15 protein-coding genes and 1 pseudogene are annotated in these 18,256 nt (G+C 67.0%); 5 read left to right on the plus strand and 11 right to left on the minus strand.

Annotation, left to right across the window (positions count from 1 at the left end):
- Positions 1-13: 13 nt before the first annotated feature.
- The 6 genes from ARTH_RS19275 to ARTH_RS19300 form a co-directional block, all read right to left on the minus strand.
- Positions 14-436, minus strand: a complete 423-nt coding sequence (locus ARTH_RS19275) for a heat shock protein transcriptional repressor HspR (protein ID WP_011693630.1) — start codon at positions 434-436, stop codon at positions 14-16.
- 43 nt (positions 437-479) lie between these two features.
- On the minus strand, positions 480-1,466 hold the full coding sequence (locus ARTH_RS19280) for a DnaJ C-terminal domain-containing protein (RefSeq protein WP_011693631.1): 987 nt from the start codon (positions 1,464-1,466) through the stop codon (positions 480-482).
- Positions 1,467-1,560: 94 nt separating this feature from the next.
- Positions 1,561-2,247, minus strand: a complete 687-nt coding sequence (locus ARTH_RS19285) for a nucleotide exchange factor GrpE (RefSeq protein WP_011693632.1) — start codon at positions 2,245-2,247, stop codon at positions 1,561-1,563.
- Between the two features lie 2 nt (positions 2,248-2,249).
- Positions 2,250-4,118: a molecular chaperone DnaK gene (gene dnaK / locus ARTH_RS19290; RefSeq protein WP_011693633.1), complete on the minus strand. Its 1,869-nt coding sequence runs from the start codon at positions 4,116-4,118 to the stop codon at positions 2,250-2,252.
- A gap of 312 nt (positions 4,119-4,430) precedes the next feature.
- Positions 4,431-4,814, minus strand: coding sequence for a hypothetical protein (locus tag ARTH_RS19295; RefSeq protein WP_011693634.1), 384 nt, complete (start codon positions 4,812-4,814; stop codon positions 4,431-4,433).
- A 141-nt stretch (positions 4,815-4,955) separates the two neighbouring features.
- Positions 4,956-5,699, minus strand: coding sequence for a TetR/AcrR family transcriptional regulator (locus ARTH_RS19300; protein WP_011693635.1), 744 nt, complete (start codon positions 5,697-5,699; stop codon positions 4,956-4,958).
- 157 nt (positions 5,700-5,856) lie between these two features.
- Between ARTH_RS19300 and ARTH_RS19305 the strand changes: the two genes are divergently transcribed.
- Positions 5,857-6,786, plus strand: a complete 930-nt coding sequence (locus ARTH_RS19305; RefSeq protein ID WP_011693636.1) for an NAD-dependent epimerase/dehydratase family protein — start codon at positions 5,857-5,859, stop codon at positions 6,784-6,786.
- A 13-nt stretch (positions 6,787-6,799) separates the two neighbouring features.
- Here ARTH_RS19305 and ARTH_RS19310 read toward each other — a convergent pair whose 3' ends face one another.
- On the minus strand, positions 6,800-9,016 hold the full coding sequence (locus ARTH_RS19310) for an MMPL family transporter (RefSeq protein ID WP_052309727.1): 2,217 nt from the start codon (positions 9,014-9,016) through the stop codon (positions 6,800-6,802).
- 220 nt (positions 9,017-9,236) lie between these two features.
- Between ARTH_RS19310 and ARTH_RS19315 the strand changes: the two genes are divergently transcribed.
- Positions 9,237-9,740 carry a MarR family winged helix-turn-helix transcriptional regulator gene (locus ARTH_RS19315; protein ID WP_011693638.1) on the plus strand — a complete coding sequence of 168 codons (504 nt, stop codon included), beginning with the start codon at positions 9,237-9,239 and terminating at the stop codon, positions 9,738-9,740.
- Positions 9,741-9,756: 16 nt separating this feature from the next.
- On the opposite strand, the gene ARTH_RS19320 is transcribed toward ARTH_RS19315, so the two are convergent.
- The gene (locus ARTH_RS19320) at positions 9,757-10,374 is read right to left on the minus strand and encodes a dihydrofolate reductase family protein (protein WP_011693639.1); all 618 of its coding nucleotides are present in this window, start codon (positions 10,372-10,374) and stop codon (positions 9,757-9,759) included.
- Positions 10,375-10,591: 217 nt separating this feature from the next.
- Between ARTH_RS19320 and ARTH_RS19325 the strand changes: the two genes are divergently transcribed.
- From ARTH_RS19325 to ARTH_RS19335, 3 genes are all read left to right on the plus strand, one after another.
- Complete coding sequence (locus ARTH_RS19325; RefSeq protein ID WP_011693640.1) at positions 10,592-11,407, plus strand: methyltransferase domain-containing protein; 816 nt, start codon at positions 10,592-10,594, stop codon at positions 11,405-11,407.
- A gap of 61 nt (positions 11,408-11,468) precedes the next feature.
- The gene (locus tag ARTH_RS19330; RefSeq protein ID WP_011693641.1) at positions 11,469-12,032 is read left to right on the plus strand and encodes a dihydrofolate reductase family protein; all 564 of its coding nucleotides are present in this window, start codon (positions 11,469-11,471) and stop codon (positions 12,030-12,032) included.
- A 9-nt stretch (positions 12,033-12,041) separates the two neighbouring features.
- Complete coding sequence (locus tag ARTH_RS19335) at positions 12,042-12,665, plus strand: LysE family transporter (protein ID WP_011693642.1); 624 nt, start codon at positions 12,042-12,044, stop codon at positions 12,663-12,665.
- Here ARTH_RS19335 and ARTH_RS19340 read toward each other — a convergent pair whose 3' ends face one another.
- From ARTH_RS19340 to ARTH_RS19350, 3 genes and pseudogenes are all read right to left on the minus strand, one after another.
- A complete protein-coding gene (locus ARTH_RS19340) occupies positions 12,666-15,239 on the minus strand; it encodes an ATP-dependent Clp protease ATP-binding subunit (RefSeq protein WP_011693643.1) in 2,574 nt (857 codons plus the stop codon).
- Between the two features lie 129 nt (positions 15,240-15,368).
- Positions 15,369-16,958 carry an acyl-CoA synthetase gene (locus tag ARTH_RS19345; protein WP_011693644.1) on the minus strand — a complete coding sequence of 530 codons (1,590 nt, stop codon included), beginning with the start codon at positions 16,956-16,958 and terminating at the stop codon, positions 15,369-15,371.
- 42 nt (positions 16,959-17,000) lie between these two features.
- Positions 17,001-18,192, minus strand: a pseudogene (locus ARTH_RS19350) (MFS transporter).
- Positions 18,193-18,256: the final 64 nt, after the last annotated feature.

Genomic DNA, 18,256 nt, shown 5'->3' on the forward strand with positions numbered 1-18,256 from the left:
CTCCCGCCCGCGGTCACTCCGTGGGGCGGGGCCGCCACACCACCACAGCCTGGGAGCGGGCGCGGGGACGCTGGCCGCGGGCCAGGCTCACCACGTCGCCGGCTGCTCCGGCCGCGAAAATGCGCGAATCCAGCGGGCTGCGCCGGCGGCCGAGTTCCTCGGTCAGTTCGCTCACCCGGCGCTGCAGGGCAGCCACCTGGTTTTCCAACTGGAGGATGCGTTTGATGCCCTCCAGCGACACCCCCTCGTGGGAGAGCCGCTGCACCTCGCGGAGCACGTTGACGTCCCGCTGGGAGTACCGCCGGGATTTGCCGGGCGCGCGGCTGGGCGAGACGATGCCCAGGCGGTCATACTGGCGCAACGTCTGCGGGTGCATGTCCGCCAGCTCCGCAGCCACGGAGATCACGAAGATCGGCTGATCGAAATCAATGTCCATGGCCGGCTCCTCCCGCTAGTCCCAGTCCGTGCACGTGCGTTTCCTAGAGACGCGCCTTGGCTGCCAGTCCCGCCCGCACGTCCTGGCCGTCGGTGGCCGCGGCGAACGCCTTCACGGCGTCCTCCGCCTCTTTGGTCAGTTTCTGCGGAACCACGACGTCGATGGTCACCAGCAGGTCGCCGGTGGCCTTCGCGTGCTTGACCCCGCGGCCCTTGACGCGCAGCGTCCGGCCGGACGGCGTCCCTGCCGGGACACGGACCTTGACCTTCTCGCCGTCGATCGTGGGCACTTCAATGTCGGCGCCCAGGGCAGCTTCCGGGAAGGTGACCGGAACATGGATGCGGAGATTGTCGCCGTCGCGCGTGTAGAAGTCATGGCCCTTGACGTTGACGGTGACCATCAGGTCGCCGTTGCCCGCCGGGCCGTACTGTCCCTTGCCGCGGACGCGGACCTTCTGTCCGTCCTTGATCCCGGCCGGGACTCGGACGTCGATCACATCGCCGTCCGGTTCGCGCAGGCCGATGGTGGTGCCGCGGATGGAACCGGCGAAGGAGATGGTGGTGGTGGCCGTACGGTCGGCGCCCTTCTGCGGGGCACGCTGGAATCCCGCACCGGAACCGGGTCCGCCGAACTGTCCGCCGAAGAGGTCGGCAAACTCCGGCGGAATGCCGCCCGAGGTGCTGTAGCCCCCGGAGTGGCGTCCGCCGCCGCCGGTGAAGAGGCCGCCGAAAAGGTCCTCGAAGCCCGCACCGCCCGCTGCGCCGCCCCCGCCGCCGGGAGCAAACCGCGCACCGCCGCCCATGGCACGGATGGCGTCGTACTGCTGGCGCTCGTCCGGATCGGACAGCACGGAGTACGCCTCGGAGATGTCCTTGAACTTCTTCTCCGATGCGACATTCCCCGCGTTGGTGTCCGGGTGGTGCTGCCGAGCGAGCTTCCGGTAAGCCTTCTTGATATCGGCGTCGGAAGCGTCCTTGGCGACTCCAAGGATCTTGTAGAAGTCCTTGTCGACCCAGTCCTGGCTAGCCAATGGCGTTTCCTTTCAAATCTTTGTGCCGAGATGGCAGCTCGCGGCAATGTTCTTGCGAATCACTGATGCGAACTGCCATCTCGATGGGGTAATGCTAGGCCGGAACTGCGACGATGACCTGGGCTGCCCGCAGGACCCGCTCGCCGGATTTGTAGCCGGAGCGCAGGACCTGGCTGACGGTGTCGATTTCGACATCCTGGCCGGGCTGCTGGATGAGGGCCTCGTGGATCGTGGGATCGAACTCCACGCCGGTCTCATCGATGCGCACCAGGCCGTAGGTCTTCAGCGCGCTCTCCAGCTTGGCGGCGATCGCGGCGAACGGGCCGTCGGCCAGGTCGCCGTGCTGGCGGGCGGCGTCGACGTCGTCCAGCACCGGAAGCAGCGAGTTCAGGACGCCGATGACGGCCATCTCCCCTGCCACGGCTCGGTCGCGTTCCACGCGCTTGCGGTAGTTGACGTATTCGGCCTGCAGGCGGCGGAGATCATTCCTGAGTTCCTCCGCCTCCTCGGCGCCTACGCCCTGGGCCACAGATTCCTCGGCCGGAACCTCAACGCTGTTGAGGATGTCCTCGGCCTGGGACAGTGCGTCCCCGGAACCGGTGTTCGCTGCAGGTGCGTGTTCCTGGTCAGGGTGGCGGGCCTGGCCGGTCTTCGGATCAACCTTGCGGTTGTCGTGGATGACCGGTTTCTGCGGCTCGTTCTCCTGGCGCTCGTTTTCGCGGCTGTCGCGGGCGTGGCCTGCGGAAGGGTCGTGCTCTTCCTCGTTACCGTGATGCGGCATGATTACTTCTTCTCGTCTTCGTCAACGATCTCGGCGTCGACGATGTCCTCATCAGCCTTGGCACCTTCAGAGCCTGCGGCACTCTCTGCGCCTGCAGGACCCGTGGCACCGTCCGGCGAACCGGCCTGCGCGTAGATGGCTTCGCCGAGCTTGCTCTGGGAAGCCTGCAGCTTCTCAAAGGCGGTCTTCACGGCGGCGTCATCGGTGCCTTCGAGGGCCTTCTTGAGGGCGTCGACGTCGGCCTTGACCTCGGTCTTGACCTCTTCAGGCAGCTTGTCGGCGTTGTCCGCGATCAGCTTGTCCACGGAGTAGGCGAGCTGCTCCGCGGTGTTGCGGGTGTCGGTTGCCTCGCGGCGGGCCTTGTCCTCGGCTGCGTGCTCCTCGGCGTCCTTGACCATGCGGTCAATGTCTTCCTTGGAGAGCGCGGTGCCACCGGTGATGGTCATGGACTGTTCCTTGCCGGTGCCCTTGTCCTTCGCCGAGACGTGGACGATGCCGTTGGCGTCGATGTCGAAGGTAACCTCGACCTGCGGGACGCCGCGCGGAGCCGGAGCGATGCCGGTCAGCTCGAACGTGCCCAGCGGCTTGTTGTCGCGGGTGAACTCGCGCTCACCCTGGAAGACCTGGATGGCCACGGACGGCTGGTTGTCGTCAGCCGTGGTGAAGGTCTCGGACCGCTTGGTGGGGATGGCCGTGTTGCGCTCGATCAGGTGCGTCATGACACCGCCCTTGGTTTCAATGCCGAGGGACAGCGGGGTGACGTCGATCAGCAGCACGTCCTTGCGCTCACCCTTCAGGACACCTGCCTGCAGTGCGGCGCCGACCGCGACGACCTCATCCGGGTTGACGCCCTTGTTGGGCTCCTTGCCGCCGGCGAGTTCCTTGACGAGCTCGTACACGGCGGGCATGCGGGTGGAACCGCCCACGAGCACGATGTGGTCGATCTCGGAGAGCTTGATGCCGGCTTCCTTGATGACGTCCTGGAACGGCTTCTTGGTGCGGTCCAGGAGGTCCTTGGTGAGGTCCTGGAACTTGGCACGGGTCAGCTGCTCGTCCAGGTGGACCGGGCCGTCGGGGGTGACGGAGAGGTACTGGAGGGAGACGTTGGTGCTCGTGGAGGAGGAAAGTTCCTTCTTGGCCTGCTCGGCAGCTTCACGGAGGCGCTGCAGGGCGATCTTGTCCTTGGAGAGGTCGATGCCCTTGACCTTGAGCTGGTTCAGCAGGTAGTTGACCACGCGCTGGTCCCAGTCGTCGCCGCCGAGGTGGTTGTCACCGGCGGTGGAGCGCACCTGGATGGTGGAGAAGTTGTCTTCGTCCTTGCCTACTTCCAGCAGGGAGACGTCGAAGGTTCCGCCGCCGAGGTCGAAGACGAGGATGAGTTCATCTTCCTTGCCCTTGTCCAGGCCGTAGGCCAACGCCGCCGCGGTGGGCTCGTTGACAATGCGGAGGACGTTGAGGCCCGCGATTTCGCCGGCTTCCTTGGTGGCCTGGCGCTGGGCGTCGTTGAAGTACGCGGGAACGGTGACCACGGCATCGGTGACCTTTTCGCCGAGGTAGGACTCGGCGTCGTTCTTCAGCTTCATCAGGATGCGCGCGGAGATTTCCTGCGCGGTGTACTTTTTGTCATCGATGGCGACGTTCCAGTCAGTGCCCATGTGGCGCTTGACGGAGGCGATGGTGCGATCGATGTTGTTGACGGCCTGGCGCTTGGCGATCTCGCCGACCAGGACTTCGCCGGACTTGGAGAACGCAACGACGGACGGCGTGGTGCGGCCACCCTCGGCGTTGGCAATAACGGTGGGCTCGCCACCTTCGAGAACGGAGACGACGGAGTTAGTGGTTCCGAGGTCGATACCTACTGCACGTGACATGTGTTGCTTCCTTCTTTCCTTGGAAACGATCCGGCGCCGGGTCGCCGGGACGGACGATTCAGGCTGGTCGAAATTCAGGCACGCCCACTGATTGAGCGATCTACACTCAACTCTACTCGGGGCCGGAATTAAGTCAATCCAAAGTTGAGTCGACTGCACTCAACTCTGTGAATCGCCAGCGGGATGTGGGCGCACACGGAGAACTGCAAGCTTGAAAATCCGCGGATTTCCGCCGGACATCCGGCCGCGTGGCTGCGGTTTCGCTGTGCGTGAAACCGGCGGCCGGGTACGCCGGCCGCCGGTCAGGGGCTGTCAGGGAACGTCGCCGGTCTCCGCGGCAGTATCCGCCGGGCCGGCAGCACCGGGGGCCGGACCGGCAGTACCGGCCTTGCCGTAGTCGCCGTCCGGGTACTCGGCTTCTTCCAGAGTCACCAGGTTCTCCCCCGCCGTGCCGGCCTTGCCATAGTCGCCGGCTTCGTATTCGCCTTCCACGGCGCCGGCAGGTTCCTCGACCGCCCCGGCGGTTCCGTAATCGCCTTCGGGATATTCGCCGTCGCCGGTTGCCGCCTCGGCCTCATGCGCAAGTCCGGCCTTGCCGTAGTCGCCGTCGACGTACTGGCCGCTTTCCCCTTCGACTGCCGGCGCCGGTTCGGTGCTGCGCTGTTCTTCCGCTTCGAATTCGCTGTTCTCTGACACTGACGGTTCCCTCCTGGAAGCATCGGGCGCCCGGACGGACGCAGGGGCAGTCTATCCATCCGCCCGGCGCTCCAACAGGGGCGGGCGCCCCGTTTCAGTTGCGCACGACTGCCACCCTGCTGCCGCCCGATGCAGCAGCTGCTATTCGAGCCCGGCGATGCCGGCCAGCACCTGCAGGTGATGTTCGAACAGCTCGTCCCTGGCAGAGAAGGTGCCCTCGCCATACTGGCCGAAGACTTCGAAGCTGATGGCCCCGAAAAGGGATGTCCACACTAGCGCCCCGCGTGCCAGGAGTCCGTCCGTAAGCCCCAGGCCCCGCTCTTCCCGGATCACCTTCAAGTCGGCAGCCAGAGCCGGAGGCACTGCAGCCGGAGGCGCCGCAGCCACGGCCCCGGATTCCGCCCCCAGGGCGCCGGCCCGCCAGGCGTTGTCAAGGAGGGCCATCAGGCTGTAAACCACCCGGGTCCCCGGTTCCGTGGTGCGCTCCGCCGGGGCCCGGTACCCGGGCACGGGGCTGCCGAACAGCAGGGCGTAGCGGGCGGGCTCGCGGAGGGCCCAGCCGCGGACAGCGCGGCCCAGCGCCCGGAAGCGCCCGGCAAAGTCCCCCTCCGCAACGCGGCTGACGGCGGCATCCACTTCGTCACCCAGCTCGCCGTAAGCGTCGATCAGCAGAAGGGTCAGCAGTTCGTCCCGGCTTTGCACATACCGGTACACGGCGGAGGACACCACACCCAGCTCCCTGGCCACAGCCCGAAGCGACAGTGCCGCCGCTCCGTGGCGGGCCAGGTGCTCCCGGCCGAGGCGGACAATATCGGCGACGGTTTGCGCCCGGGCGCGCTCCCGCGGCGTGCGGAGCGCCGGGGTGGCGGCATCGGTAACTGGCATGCCTCCAGCATTCCACGACCCAGAGCGGTGTCAACAATAGAGAGCAGTGCTCTTGACGAGCGGCATCCGGCAGGGCATCCTTGTTTCCGAGAGCACCGCTCTCTTATTCACGCGCCGAATCAAGCGCACACGGGACATCCGGAGGAAAGAGAATTCAATGACCGAACTGTATGTGGTGACCGGCGCCGGCCCCGTTGGCTGGACCGTGGCGGAGCAGCTTGCCGGCCAAGGGAAGCGGGTGCGGGTCCTGACGCGCTCCGGCAGCGGACCGGATCACGCCCTCATCGAGAGGATGTCCGTGGACGTCTCCAACCCTGCACTGCTCGGCGCGGCCTTCGCGGGGGCGTCCGCCGTCTTCCACTGCATCCACGGCTCCGCCTACACTGCGGAGGCGTGGCAGCGGGAACTTCCGGCGGCGGAGGAGACGGTGCTGTCGGCTGCAGGCGAGGCGGGCGCCGTCGTCGTATTTCCTGAGAGCCTCTATTCCTATAGCCAGCCGGACGAGGTGATGGCGGAGGACAGTCCGCGGGAGGCGGAGGGCGGAAAGCGCGGTGTCCGGACAGCCCTGCTGAAGGCGCGCGCGGCGTCCCCCACGAACACCGTCAGTGTTGTGGCGGGCGATTTCTTCGGGCCGCGGGTGCGGACCTCCCACGCCGGCGAACGCGTCGTCCCGGCAGTGCTGGCCGGAAAGAGGCTGCTGGTGATCGGCAGCGCAGACCAGCTGCACTCCTTCACCTACGTGCCGGACCTTGCTGCCGCCATGATCCGTGCCGCCCAGACGCCGTCCCTGTGGAACCGGGTGTGGCACGCACCCACGGGCCCGGCCGTCACGCAGCGCCAGCTTGCGGCGGCCTTCGCGGAAGCGGGCGGGGCACCGGCACCCAAAATGGGTGCGGTTCCCGGCCGGCTCCTCAGGGCCGTGGGACTTTTCTCCTCCGGCACCCGGGAACTGGCCGAGATGCTCTACCAGTTCGAGCGTCCCTTCGTGATGGACTCGCGGGTGAGCGAGGCCAGCCTGGGCCTGCATCCGACCCCGCTACCGGAAGCCGCAGCGGCAACGGTGGCGTGGTGGAGGGCCCAGGCGTGACGCCGCGGCGCGCCTACCTGCGCCCGGCACCCTCCAGATCGGTCTCCAGGCTGCCTTCGTCGCCGCGCGAGCCGGCGAGCGCCCGCTCGTCGTCCTCCAGCCGCCCCGGTTTGCCGGGCCACCAGATCCGCCGGCCGAGATCGTAGGAGAGCGCCGGGACCAGCAGCGAGCGGACCAGCACAGTGTCCAGCAGGACTCCGAAGGCGACGATGAAGGCGAGCTGGACCAGGAACATGATGGGGATGACGCCCAGCGCCGCAAAGGTCGCGGCGAGGACCACGCCCGCGGACGTAATGACGCCGCCCGTCACGCCGAGGCCCCGCAGGATTCCGGGCCGGGTGCCGTGCTTAAGTGATTCCTCACGGACCCTGCTCATCAGGAAGATGTTGTAGTCCACGCCCAGGGCAACCAGGAACACGAAGCCGAACAGCGGCACCGTGGCATCGGCGCCGGGGAACCCGAAGATGTTGTTGAACACGAGTGCCGATACGCCCATGGCGGCGGCGTAGGAAAGAACCACCGAGGCCACAAGCAGGACCGGGGCCAGTACCGAGCGCAGCAGCAGCATGAGGATCACCAGGATGACGGCGAGGACCACGGGGATAATGACCACCAGGTCGCGCTGGGCAGTGGTGTTGGTGTCCAGGGCCGTGGCGGTCACGCCGCCCACCAGCGCGCCGGCGTCGATCTTCTTGAGGTCCTCGCGGAGCTTCACCACGACGTTCTCGGCGTCACCGGAGTCGGCCGCGTAGTTCAGGGTCGCATTGATCAGCACCTTTCCCTCGCGGACATCGGGCGCGCTCGGGGCACCCGGGGCGCCTGTGATCGGCACGCTCCCCTCCGCCAGGAGGTAGGCGTCGCCGACGCCGTCGGTCGCCTTTGTCTTGTCCAGCACCTCCCGGGCCTTCGCTTCGTCGGCGACAATCACCGCGGGACTGCCGGAACCGGCGTCGAAATGGCGCGCCAAGGCGTCCTGGCCGTCCACCGCATTGGAGGCAGTGAGGATGACATCGGTCTGCGGCACGCCGTTGGCTTTGAGCTGCAGGATGCCCGCGGATGCGACCAGGAGCAACAGCACGGAGGCGATCCAGACAGTCCGGGGCCGACGGGACACGAGGGAGCCGGTAGCCCGCCACAGCCCCTTCTGGCCTTCGAGTCCGGTGACGAACTGAGGTTCACGTTCAGCCTCGGGCACCAGCTTGGGCCGGAACGGCCAGAAGGCGGTGCGACCCAGCAGCGCCATCAGGGCCGGGAGCAGCGTGAGGGCTGCAAACAGCGAACACAGGATGCCGGCTGCCGCCACCGGGCCCAGCGCTTTGTTGGAGTTGAGGTCGGAAAACAACAGGCAGAGCAGGGCGATGATCACAGTTGCGCCGGAGGCCAGGATGGGCTCGAAGGAGGCTTTCCAGGCCGTGAGGACGGCCGCGGTGCGGTTGGTGGTGTGGGTCAGCGCCTCGCGGAACCTGGCCACATACAGCAGCGCGTAGTCCGTCGCTGCGCCGATCACCAGGATGGAGAGGATGCCCTGGCTTTGGCCGCTGAGCTGGATCCAGCCGAGCTTGGCCATGCCGAAGACCAGCAGGATGGCCGCACAGAGCGCGAACACCGACGTGAAAAGCACCGCAATGGGCAGCAGCAACGAGCGGTAGACAATCAGCAGGATGATGAACACTGCGGCAAGGGCCACGAGGAGCAGGATGCCGTCAATGCCGGCAAAGGCGCTCACCAGGTCCGCGGTCAATCCCGCTGGACCGGTCACGAATGTCTGCATCCCCTCCGGAGCTGACGCCTTGACCTCATCGCGGAGCTCCTGGACGATCTCCTTGACCTCGCCGGAGGAGGAAATGGGCACCACGAACTGGACGGCCTCGCCATCCTTCGACGGGATGGGCCCGATGACCGTGCCGACTGCCTGCAGTTCCTCCAGCTTGGACTTGAGGGCGGCAGCCTCGCCCAGCTGCGCGGGCGTGAAGGCCGAATCGCTCTCGACGACAATGACGGCCGGAATCTCGTCAGAGTCCCTGAACTTTCCCTGCCAGTCCTGCGCTTCCGTGGCTTCTGCGCCGGACGGCAGGAACGAAGCCTGGTCGTTGGACGACACTTCGTCCAAACGGCCGAAAGTGGGGCCGCCAACACCGGCGACAGCCAGCCAGGTAAGCACGAGCAACACGGGAACCAGCCAGCGGAGCCAGAACGGCACTCGCTCCCGGGAGTGGGGTTTGGGTTTCATTGTTCCTTCTGGAGGTCGCGGGCGGACTAGAATTGATTCCAGCATAGATTATCTCTGCTGTGGAGATAAGTGCCAGCCTAGCTTGTTTTGAAAGATGTCCTCCCTCGCGGGGATGGCTGCCCGGCCCGGAAGCAATGCCAGGCTGGCGGGGCACCGCGCTGAAGTAAGATCCTCAGGACGGCGGCCGTAAGAACAGCTTGGGAAACGGATGGAGGCAGGGATGGCAGACGACGACGCAGCCCGCACTCCCGACGGCCCGCCGGCGCTTGTGTTGCTGCTTCAGGAGTTCAGCCTGGAGGCCAACCGCTACGTGGACACGGCGGGCGGTCGGAATGACATGCATCGCACGGACCTGAACGCGCTCGCCGTCATCATGCGGCATGCCGCCAAGGGCATGGTGGTCACACCCGGCGTCCTGCGGAAGGAACTCCACCTCAGCTCCCCCGCCACCACAGCCCTGATCGACCGGCTGGACCAGTCCGGCCACGTGGTCCGCGAGCGGCTGGGCTCCGACCGCCGGCAGGTCCAGCTCCGGATGACACCCAAGGCCTACCGCGACGGCGGCGCCATGTTCCTGCCGCTGGCCCGCCACATGGGCGCGGCCATGGCTGAATTCACCCCCGCGGAGCTTGAGGTGGCGGCACGCTTCATGGAATCCATGACCCAGGCGACCATCCGTGCGGCACAGGAGGCCGCAGGGCAGGACGAGGGCACGGGCCAGTGAAGTCCGGCTCCGCCGTCTACTGCTCCACGGCCGACATATCGCCGACGCCAGGCGTGCCGTCGGCAATGGCGTAGCGCTGCAGCACCGCACCCTTCGGTGAGGCGACGACGGGTTCGATGAGTCTGAGGTTGGTCGGAACCACCCCGCCGGCGAAGACCTTTTTGCCGCCGCCGAGGAGGATCGGATACACCCAGAGGGTGAGCCGGTCGAAGAGCCGCTCCGCGAACAGGGTCTGCACGAAGTCGAGGCTGCCGATGACGTGGATGTTCTCGTGCCGGTCGCGCAGTTCGCGCACGGCGGCGACGACATCGGGACCAAGCAGCGTGGACTCGGCCCACTCGAGGGTAGGCGTCCCGCGCGAGGCCACGTATTTCGGGATGCGGTTGAACAGCCGGGCGATGCCCCCTTCCGCCTGCGGCCAGTATCCGGCGAAGATGTCGTAGGTCCGGCGCCCGAGCAGCAGCGCGTCCATCCCGGCCATCCCGGAGTCGACCTGTTCGCCAACGACTTCGTCGATGAGAGGTGCCTGCCAGCCGCCAAACGCGAACCCGTCGGCGGGGTCCTCGTCCGGCCCGCCGGGCGCCTGCGCGACGCCGTCGAGCGTGGTGAACAGGTCGATGTGAATGAGTCCCATGCCTTGCTCCGTCCTCTGTCGCCCGTCGTCGCCTTCGTCGCCCGGCGACGGGGATCACTTCGAGCTTGCCACGCGGCCCCCTGCGAGGCAACCGGTATCAACGGTTCGACGCGAGGCCCGCTGCGCATTGGACACGCCTCAGCCGAGCCGCGGCAACTGCCTGTTTTGGTCCGCTCGATTGACGCGCATTTTCCTGGCGGAGCGGTAGCGTTTCCTTATGAGTGCACAGCAGCCTGAAGACGTGTACACGCACGGACACCACGAGTCCGTGGTCCGCGCCCATGCCTCGCGGACCGCAGAGAATTCCGCCGCGTTCGTGATCCCGTACCTCACCCCGGGCACTTCCGTGCTGGATGTGGGATGCGGGCCGGGCAGCATCACCTGCGACTTCGCCGGCCTCGTGGCGCCGGGACAGGTCACCGGGCTGGACCGCTCCCCTGACGTGATCGCGCATGCCGCCGCGCTTGCCGCCGAACGCGGCGTGGAGAACGTCGGGTTCGTGGCCGGAAACATCTACGACCTGGATTTCGACGACGAAACGTTCGACGTCGTCCACGCCCACCAGGTGCTCCAGCACCTGACGGACCCCGTGGAGGCCCTGCGCGAAATGCGCCGGGTCGCCAAGCCGGGAGGCATCGTGGCAGTGCGCGACGCCGATTTCCACGGCATGAGCTGGTACCCTGCCGTCCCGGAACTGGACGAATGGATGGAGCTGTACCAGCGCATCGCACGCCGCAACGGCGCGGAACCCGACGCCGGCCGCCGGCTGGTCTCGTGGGCGCAGGCCGCAGGGTTCACGGACGTGGCCCCCTCCAGCAGCAACTGGCTGTATGCCACGGGCCAGCAGCGCCGGTGGCAGGCCCGGGTCTGGGGCGAGCGCGTGCTGCATTCGGCGTTCGCGGACCAGGCCCTGGAATACGGCTTCGCCAACGCCGCCGACCTCGCCCGGATTTCCGCAGGCTGGCACCGCTGGGGTTCCACCGACGACGGCTGGTTCCTGATCCCCAACGGCGAGGTCATCGCGCGGGCCTAGGCTGCCGCGCTGGACCATCCGTACCTAGGATGCAAGAAAACCATCAGCGAGGAGAATCCCCATGCGCAAGTTGACCGCCGGCCTTTTCTACTCTGTGGACGGGGTGGTTGAATCCCCCAATCTTTGGCAGTTCGACAGCTTTGATGAGGAGCTCGGCGCCGGGATGAACGAAATGATGGCCCGGGTGGAAACCGGGCTCCTGGGCCGGGTGGGCTACGAGCAGTGGGCCGGCTACTGGCCTGGCGCGGCCGCTGACGCCGACTTCGGCGCGTTCATCAATCCGTTGCAGAAGTTCGTGGCCTCCAGGACGCTGTCGGGCGAACTCGAATGGCAGAACTCCCGGCTTATGGACGCACCGCTGGAGGAGTTCGTGGCCGGCCTCAAGAACGGCGACGGCGGCGAAATTGCCGTGTTCGCCAGCATCTCTCTGACCCGGCAGCTCCTGTTCGCCGGGCTGCTCGACTCGCTGATGCTCATGGTGCACCCGGTCATTGCCGGAAGTGGGCGGCGGCTGTTCGAGGACGGGGACCCGGTGACGCGACTGGAGCTGCAGGATTCGCAGCGGACCAGCAAGGGGAACATGATCCTCAGCTATGGCATCCGCCCCTCGGCCCAGCCCCACTAAACTGGATGGGTGCAACCCTCCCTTTGGCTGGCCCTGGCCGGCGCCGGCGTCCTGATCAGCTTCACCCCCGGAGCAGGCGCCATCAACACCATGAGCAACTCGCTGAATTCGGGTTTCCGGCGGTCAATCTGGGGAATCCTGGGCCAGCAGGCTGCACTGGTGATCCACGTCCTGATCGTGGCCCTGGGCGTCGGCGTCCTGGTGGCCAGCTCGCCTGTGGCATTCAACGTGATCAGGTATGCCGGCGCGGCCTACCTGGTCTATCTGGGCATCCGGCAGTTCCTGCACAAGCCGGACCTGGACCAGGAGAAGGCCGCAGAGCTCCGGAACGAACCGGCGGCATCCATGTTCCGCCGGGGTCTGTGGGTCAATCTGCTCAACCCCAAGGCCGTCGTCTTCTTCCTGGCCTTCATGCCCCAGTTCATCAGGCCTGAGCAGCCGCTGCTGCCCCAGTATCTCGTCCTGACCGTCACCGTGGTGGTCATCGACATTCTGGTGATGTGGTTCTTCTTCGCCGCCGCAGCCAAGTCCTTCCAGCGTTTCACGCACAATGCCCACGGGCAGAAGATCCTGAACCGGACGTTCGGGGTTCTCTTCGTGGCCGTGGGCATCATGCTCGCGCTGATCCACTAGCTAGGCGGCCAGCGGAACCTCCGGACGGCCCGCAGCCACCACCAGTTCAGGCCCGTCCGCGGACACCGTGACCTGTCCCCCGGCGGCCAGGCCGGAGCCCACCAGCAGGTCGGCGATCCGGTCATCAAGCTCGCGCTGGATCACGCGCCGCATGGGCCGGGCACCGTATTCGGGCTCGTAGCCCCGCTCGGCAATCCAGTCCACCGCGTCCTCGCTGACCACCAGCCCGATGCCCTGCGAGCGCAGGCGGGCGTCGGTCTCGTCCAGCATCAGCCGCACGATCTGGCGCAGCTGGGCCCGGTCGAGCTTGCGGAACAGGACGATCTCGTCGATGCGGTTAAGGAACTCCGGCCGCATCGATTCACGCAGCCGCGCCAGCACGCGGTCGCGCAGGGCCTTCTCCGAGCCGAACGCGTCCCCCGCCGCGGTGAACCCGGTGGGTCCCGCCTTGCTGGCCAGGAACTCCGACCCCAGGTTCGAGGTCATGATGACCACCGTGTTGCGGAAGTCCACGGTACGTCCGTGCCCGTCCGTCAGGCGCCCGTCGTCGAGAACCTGCAGCAGGAGGTTGAACACGTCCGGGTGGGCCTTCTCCACCTCGTCGAGCAGCACGATCGAGTACGGATTGCGCCGCACCCGCTCGGTCAGCTGCCCGGCCTCGTCGTAACCCACGTACCCCGGAGGGGCACCCACCAGTCGGCTCACCGTATGCCGTTCACCGAACTCGCTCATGTCGAAGCGGATCATGGAGTCCTCGCTGCCGAAGAGCGAGCCTGCGAGCGCCTTGGCGAGTTCGGTCTTGCCCACGCCGGTGGGGCCCAGGAAGAGGAAGCTCCCGATCGGCCTGCCAGCGGCGCCCATGCCCGTGCGGTTGCGGCGAACGGACTTCGCAATCAGGCTCACGGCATCCTCCTGGCCCACAACACGCTGGTGCAGGTCCTCTTCGAGCCTGGCCAGGCGTTCACGGTCACCCTCGGTGATCCGGCTCGCCGGGATGCCCGTTGCGCGGGAGATGATCTCGGCAATCTCCGCCTCACCCACGACGGCGGACTCGCTGCCGGGGCCTTCCTGGCTGGCCGCGCCGCCGTCGAGCTTTTCCTTCAGCGCGTTCGCTTCGTCCCGGAGCCGGGAGGCCGCTTCGAAGTCCTCCGCCGCTATGGCGGCGGTCTTCGATTCCTCAAGCGCCACCAAGCGCTCGCGCAGGGCGGCAGCGTCCTGCCGGGAACCGAGCTTCAGGCTCAGCCTGGCACCGGCCTGGTCCATGAGGTCGATCGCCTTGTCGGGAAGGAACCGGTCCGTCACGTACCGGGCGGACAGTTCGACGGCGGCCCTGACCGCTTCGTCGGTGTAGCGGACACCGTGGTGTTCTTCATACCGCTCGCGCAGCCCGGAAAGGATCTGCACGGCATCCTCGACGGCGGGCTCCCCCACCTGCACGGGCTGGAACCGGCGTTCGAACGCGGGGTCCTTCTCCACCTTGCGGTATTCGTTAAAAGTGGTGGCACCCACAACATGGAGTTCGCCGCGCGCCAGCCGCGGTTTCAGGATATTGCCCGCATCCATGCCACCTTCCCCTGCGCCGCCTGCGCCGATGACGGTGTGCAGCTCATCGATGAACAGAATGAACTGCCCCGGGTTCGCGGTGACTTCGTCCATCGCCTTGGTCAGCCGCTCTTCGAAGTCGCCCCGGTAGCGGGTCCCTGCGAGCATGGCAGGAAGGTCCAGCGAAATGACCCGCTTGTTGCGGAGCTGTTCCGGCACAGTGCCGGCGGCAATCGCCTGGGCCAGGCCTTCGACGATGGCCGTCTTGCCCACCCCCGCTTCGCCGATCAGCACCGGATTGTTCTTGGTGCGCCGGGCGAGGACCTCAATGGTCTGGGCTGTTTCGTCGGAGCGCCCGATGACCGGGTCAAGGCCGCCTGAGCGCGCCAGGGCCGTCAGGTCAGTCCCGTAGGTGTCCAGCATCGGGGTCGCCGCCGCGGTGCCGGTACCGCTTGCGGATGCTGCAGCGTCCGGTGCGCCGGCTCCGGACGGCTCGGTACCGGAAGTTTCGCGCGCCCCGGCCTGGAAGGACTCCGGCGTGACGCCGGCCGCAGCGAGCACCTGCCCGGCGGGGGCGTCCTGGTTGAGCACCAGGGCGAAGAAGAGGTGCTCCGGGTCGATGTAGGTGGACCCGAACGCCCGGGCTACCTGGTAGGCATCGAGCAGTGCGCGCTGCGCGGACGGCGTCAGCGCAGGGGCGCTTGTCGCCGCCCGGCCGGATTTCTCCGGCAGGCGTTCTTCGGCTGCCCTGGCAACTGCCGCGGGGTCGGCCCCGGCGCGGCGCATGTAGCTGGTGGCCGGTTCCGCCCCGGCCATGGTCCGCAGGATATGCAGGGCATCCACATCGCCGTGTCCGAGGTCCACGGCGAACTGGCCGGCGAGCGAGAGCACTTCATGGGTGCGGCGGCTCAGCAGCCGGGTGATGTCCGTGGGGCGCCCGGACCGGGCAGCGCGCTGGCCCTGCAGGTAGCGCGCGAGGAACTCGTCAAACGAACCGCTGCCGGTACCGGCAGGTCCAAAAAACGTTGGCATGTACCCTCCGTAGGTAAAGTTGAGTGCAATTGACTCAAGTCTCTAGCTACGAAGATTATTCCCGGTCCGGGGACGGGACCGCAACTGTCCGTTCGCGCCCGCCCCCGGGGCCGCAAGTGCCCGTTCGCGCTACTGCAGCTGGCCGTTTGCGGGGGTCAGCTTCCGCAGGTCCGCCTTCCTGATCTTGCCGCTCGCCGTCCGCGGCATCTCGTCCACGAACACCACCGACTTGGGAATCTTGTAGCGGGCCAGGCGCCCGTCCAGGTGGGCCCGCAGCTGCTCCTCACTCAGCTGGGCCCCCTCCCGCAGCAGCACCACGGCCCGCGGCACTTCGCCCCACTTTTCGTCCGGCACGCCGATCACCGCCACGCTGCCCACGGCCTCCAGCTCGGTGATGGCCTGCTCCACTTCCGCCGGATAGATGTTCTCGCCGCCGGAGATGATCATGTCCTTGAGCCGGTCCGAGATGAACACGAAGCCCTCGCCGTCCTTGTAGCCCATGTCGCCGGACTTGAACCAGCCGTCCGCGGTGTAGGAATCGGCCGTCGAGTCGGGCCGGTTCCAGTATTCGTGGATGACGTTGGGACCCTTGATCTGGATCTCACCCACCGTGCCCGGTGCCGCCGGCTCCGTGTCGGGACTGGCGAGGTCTGCTATCCGGACCTCCGTAAAGAAGTGCGGCAGCCCGGACGATCCGGCCTTGTCCCGGGACCGCGCCGCCGGCAGCGTGGTGGCACCCGGCGCCGTCTCGGTCATCCCGTAGCCGTTCGAAAAGTGCAGCCCCCGCTTCTCGTAGGCATCCAGCACGCGCAGCGGCACCGCCGACCCTCCGCAGGTCAGCTTGTTCAGGGAGCTCAGGTCCGTGGTTTCCCAGGCGGGATGTTCGCAGAGCATCTGGTAGGTGGTGGGCACCCCGCTGATGGTGGTGGCCCGGTGCCGTTCGATGAGCTGAAGCGTCCGCAGCGGATCGAACCGGGCCTCCAGCACCACGGTCCCGCCCTTCAGCAGTGTGGGCAGGACGCCCATGTCCAGCGACGCCACATGGAACATCGGGGAGATCATCAAGGCAACGTCCGTGGAAGCGAAGTCGAAATCGACAATCACATTGATGCAGTTCCACGTGATGTTCCCGTGGGTCAGCAGGGCACCCTTGGGGTGACCGGTGGTGCCCGAGGTGTAGAGGATCATGGCGCCGTCGTCCAGGCCCACCGGCTCGTCGGGGGCCACGTTCGCGCCGGACGCCACCACGTCTTCGTAGCGTTCCGCCGGCTGGTCCCCCTGCACGGCGGCAGCGCCGCCGTCGTGCTTTCCTGTCGGGGCGGCTTCGTCGACGGCGATCCGCCGGACGGCGCCGGTGCCGCCCGCGCCACGGACCGCCAGGTCCGACAGGCTCTCCGCGTGCACCAGCAGCACGGCGCCGCAGTCCCTGAGCTGGAACTGAATTTCCGGGGGCGCCAGCCGCGTGTTCAGTGGGACGAAGACGGCTCCGGCCAGGCCGCAGGCGAAAAGGGTCTCCAGGAAGGACGGATCGTTCTCCCCCAGGTAGGCCACCCGGTCCCCGCGGGCCACGCCGCGGTCACGGAGGGCATTGGCAAGCCGGGCCGAGCGTTCCGCCAGTTGCTCGTAACTGACCTCCCGGTCTCCGGCGATAATTGCTGTCTTGTTGCCCGACTTCGGGCGGCGCCGTTGCAGCCACGAGCCGATGCCAAAATTTTCCACGGCAAATCCTTTCTAATTAGACGGTAGTCCCTGGCGGCCGGATCAGAGCCGGACTGTCTGGAGATCGTTGTTCTTGGGTTCCCGGGTGAGCAGGATGAAGACGATCGACACCACGGACATGATGGCGAGGTACCAGACCACCGAGCCGGTGTTCTGGCCGGAGTCCTTGAAGATCTGCGCCACGATGGAACATCGGCACGAGGTAGGCGATGAACAACACGAGTCCGCCCACCATCACCGGCCGCCGGCCCAGCTTGTCCGAGAGCCTGCCGCCCAGGACCACAAAGACGATGGAGACCAGGGAGGCTGCGGCGTAGGCGTAGAGCACGCCCTGGCGGTCGGCGCCCTTGGAGACGGCGAAGGTCACCGCGAACGTTGCCAGCACCACCTGCAGCGCGAACCCCGCGGCTCCGGCCAGCATGGTGAAGATGAGGGTCTTGGGCCGGCGGAGCACCTGGAGCAGGGGAATTTCACGGCGGACCGGTGCGGTGCCGCGGGCTCCGCTTGCGCCTTCCGTCCGCGCCGCTTCGGCCTGCACGCGCTTTTCCTGTTCGAGGGCAGCCTTGAAGATGGGGCTCTCGGAGACCTTCAGACGGACGAACATGCCCACGCCCAGCAGCACGAAGGAAAGCAGGAACGGTACGCGCCAGCCCCAGGCAAGGAACTGGTCGTTCGGCAGTGACGAGAAGGCGCCCATGATGAACGTGCCCAGGACGGCGCCCGTCGGGGCACCGGCGTTCACGAACGACGCCGCGAAGCCGCGCTTGCCGGATTCCGAGTGTTCCAGCGCCATCAGGGCGGCGCCGCCCCATTCACCGCCGACGGCGATGCCCTGGAAGATGCGGAGGACCACCAGCATCACGGCGCCCCACGGCCCCGCCACGGAGGCGCCCGGGACCAGGCCGATCAGGGTGGAGGCCACGCCCATGACCAGCATGGAGACGATGAGCATTCCCTTGCGGCCCAGCTTGTCGCCGAAGTGGCCGAAGATGATCCCGCCGAGGGGGCGGGCCACGTAGCCGGCGGCGAAGGTGCCGTAGGCCGCCACCACGCCTACCCATTCGTCCATCCCGGAGAAGAAGACCTTCGGGAAAACGACGGCGGCGGCCGTGGCGTAGAGGAGGAAGTCGTAGTACTCGATGGTGCTGCCCAGATAACTGGAGGCGATGACCGTGCGCGCTTCCTTGCGGCGTTCGGCCGTACCCATGGCTTGAAGCTGAGTGAGTCCAGACATGGCTGTTCCTTTAGGACAGAGGGATAAAAAAGGGGGGTTTGTACTGGAAAGGCGGGTTCCGTGG

The sequence above is a fragment of the Arthrobacter sp. FB24 genome, from assembly GCF_000196235.1.
GTDB lineage: Bacteria > Actinomycetota > Actinomycetes > Actinomycetales > Micrococcaceae > Arthrobacter.

Bases quoted from the DNA above. Each gene is read 5' to 3' on its own strand.
- ARTH_RS19340 (WP_011693643.1), bottom strand. From the start codon at position 15,239: ATGCCAACGTTTTTTGGACCTGCCGGTACCGGCAGCGGTTCGTTTGAC.
- ARTH_RS19300 (WP_011693635.1), bottom strand. From the start codon at position 5,699: ATGCCAGTTACCGATGCCGCCACCCCGGCGCTCCGCACGCCGCGGGAG.
- ARTH_RS19315 (WP_011693638.1), top strand. From the start codon at position 9,237: ATGGCAGACGACGACGCAGCCCGCACTCCCGACGGCCCGCCGGCGCTT.
- ARTH_RS19285 (WP_011693632.1), bottom strand. From the start codon at position 2,247: ATGCCGCATCACGGTAACGAGGAAGAGCACGACCCTTCCGCAGGCCAC.
- ARTH_RS19320 (WP_011693639.1), bottom strand. From the start codon at position 10,374: ATGGGACTCATTCACATCGACCTGTTCACCACGCTCGACGGCGTCGCG.
- ARTH_RS19310 (WP_052309727.1), bottom strand. From the start codon at position 9,016: ATGAAACCCAAACCCCACTCCCGGGAGCGAGTGCCGTTCTGGCTCCGC.
- ARTH_RS19305 (WP_011693636.1), top strand. From the start codon at position 5,857: ATGACCGAACTGTATGTGGTGACCGGCGCCGGCCCCGTTGGCTGGACC.
- ARTH_RS19330 (WP_011693641.1), top strand. From the start codon at position 11,469: ATGCGCAAGTTGACCGCCGGCCTTTTCTACTCTGTGGACGGGGTGGTT.
- ARTH_RS19275 (WP_011693630.1), bottom strand. From the start codon at position 436: ATGGACATTGATTTCGATCAGCCGATCTTCGTGATCTCCGTGGCTGCG.
- dnaK (WP_011693633.1), bottom strand. From the start codon at position 4,118: ATGTCACGTGCAGTAGGTATCGACCTCGGAACCACTAACTCCGTCGTC.
- ARTH_RS19325 (WP_011693640.1), top strand. From the start codon at position 10,592: ATGAGTGCACAGCAGCCTGAAGACGTGTACACGCACGGACACCACGAG.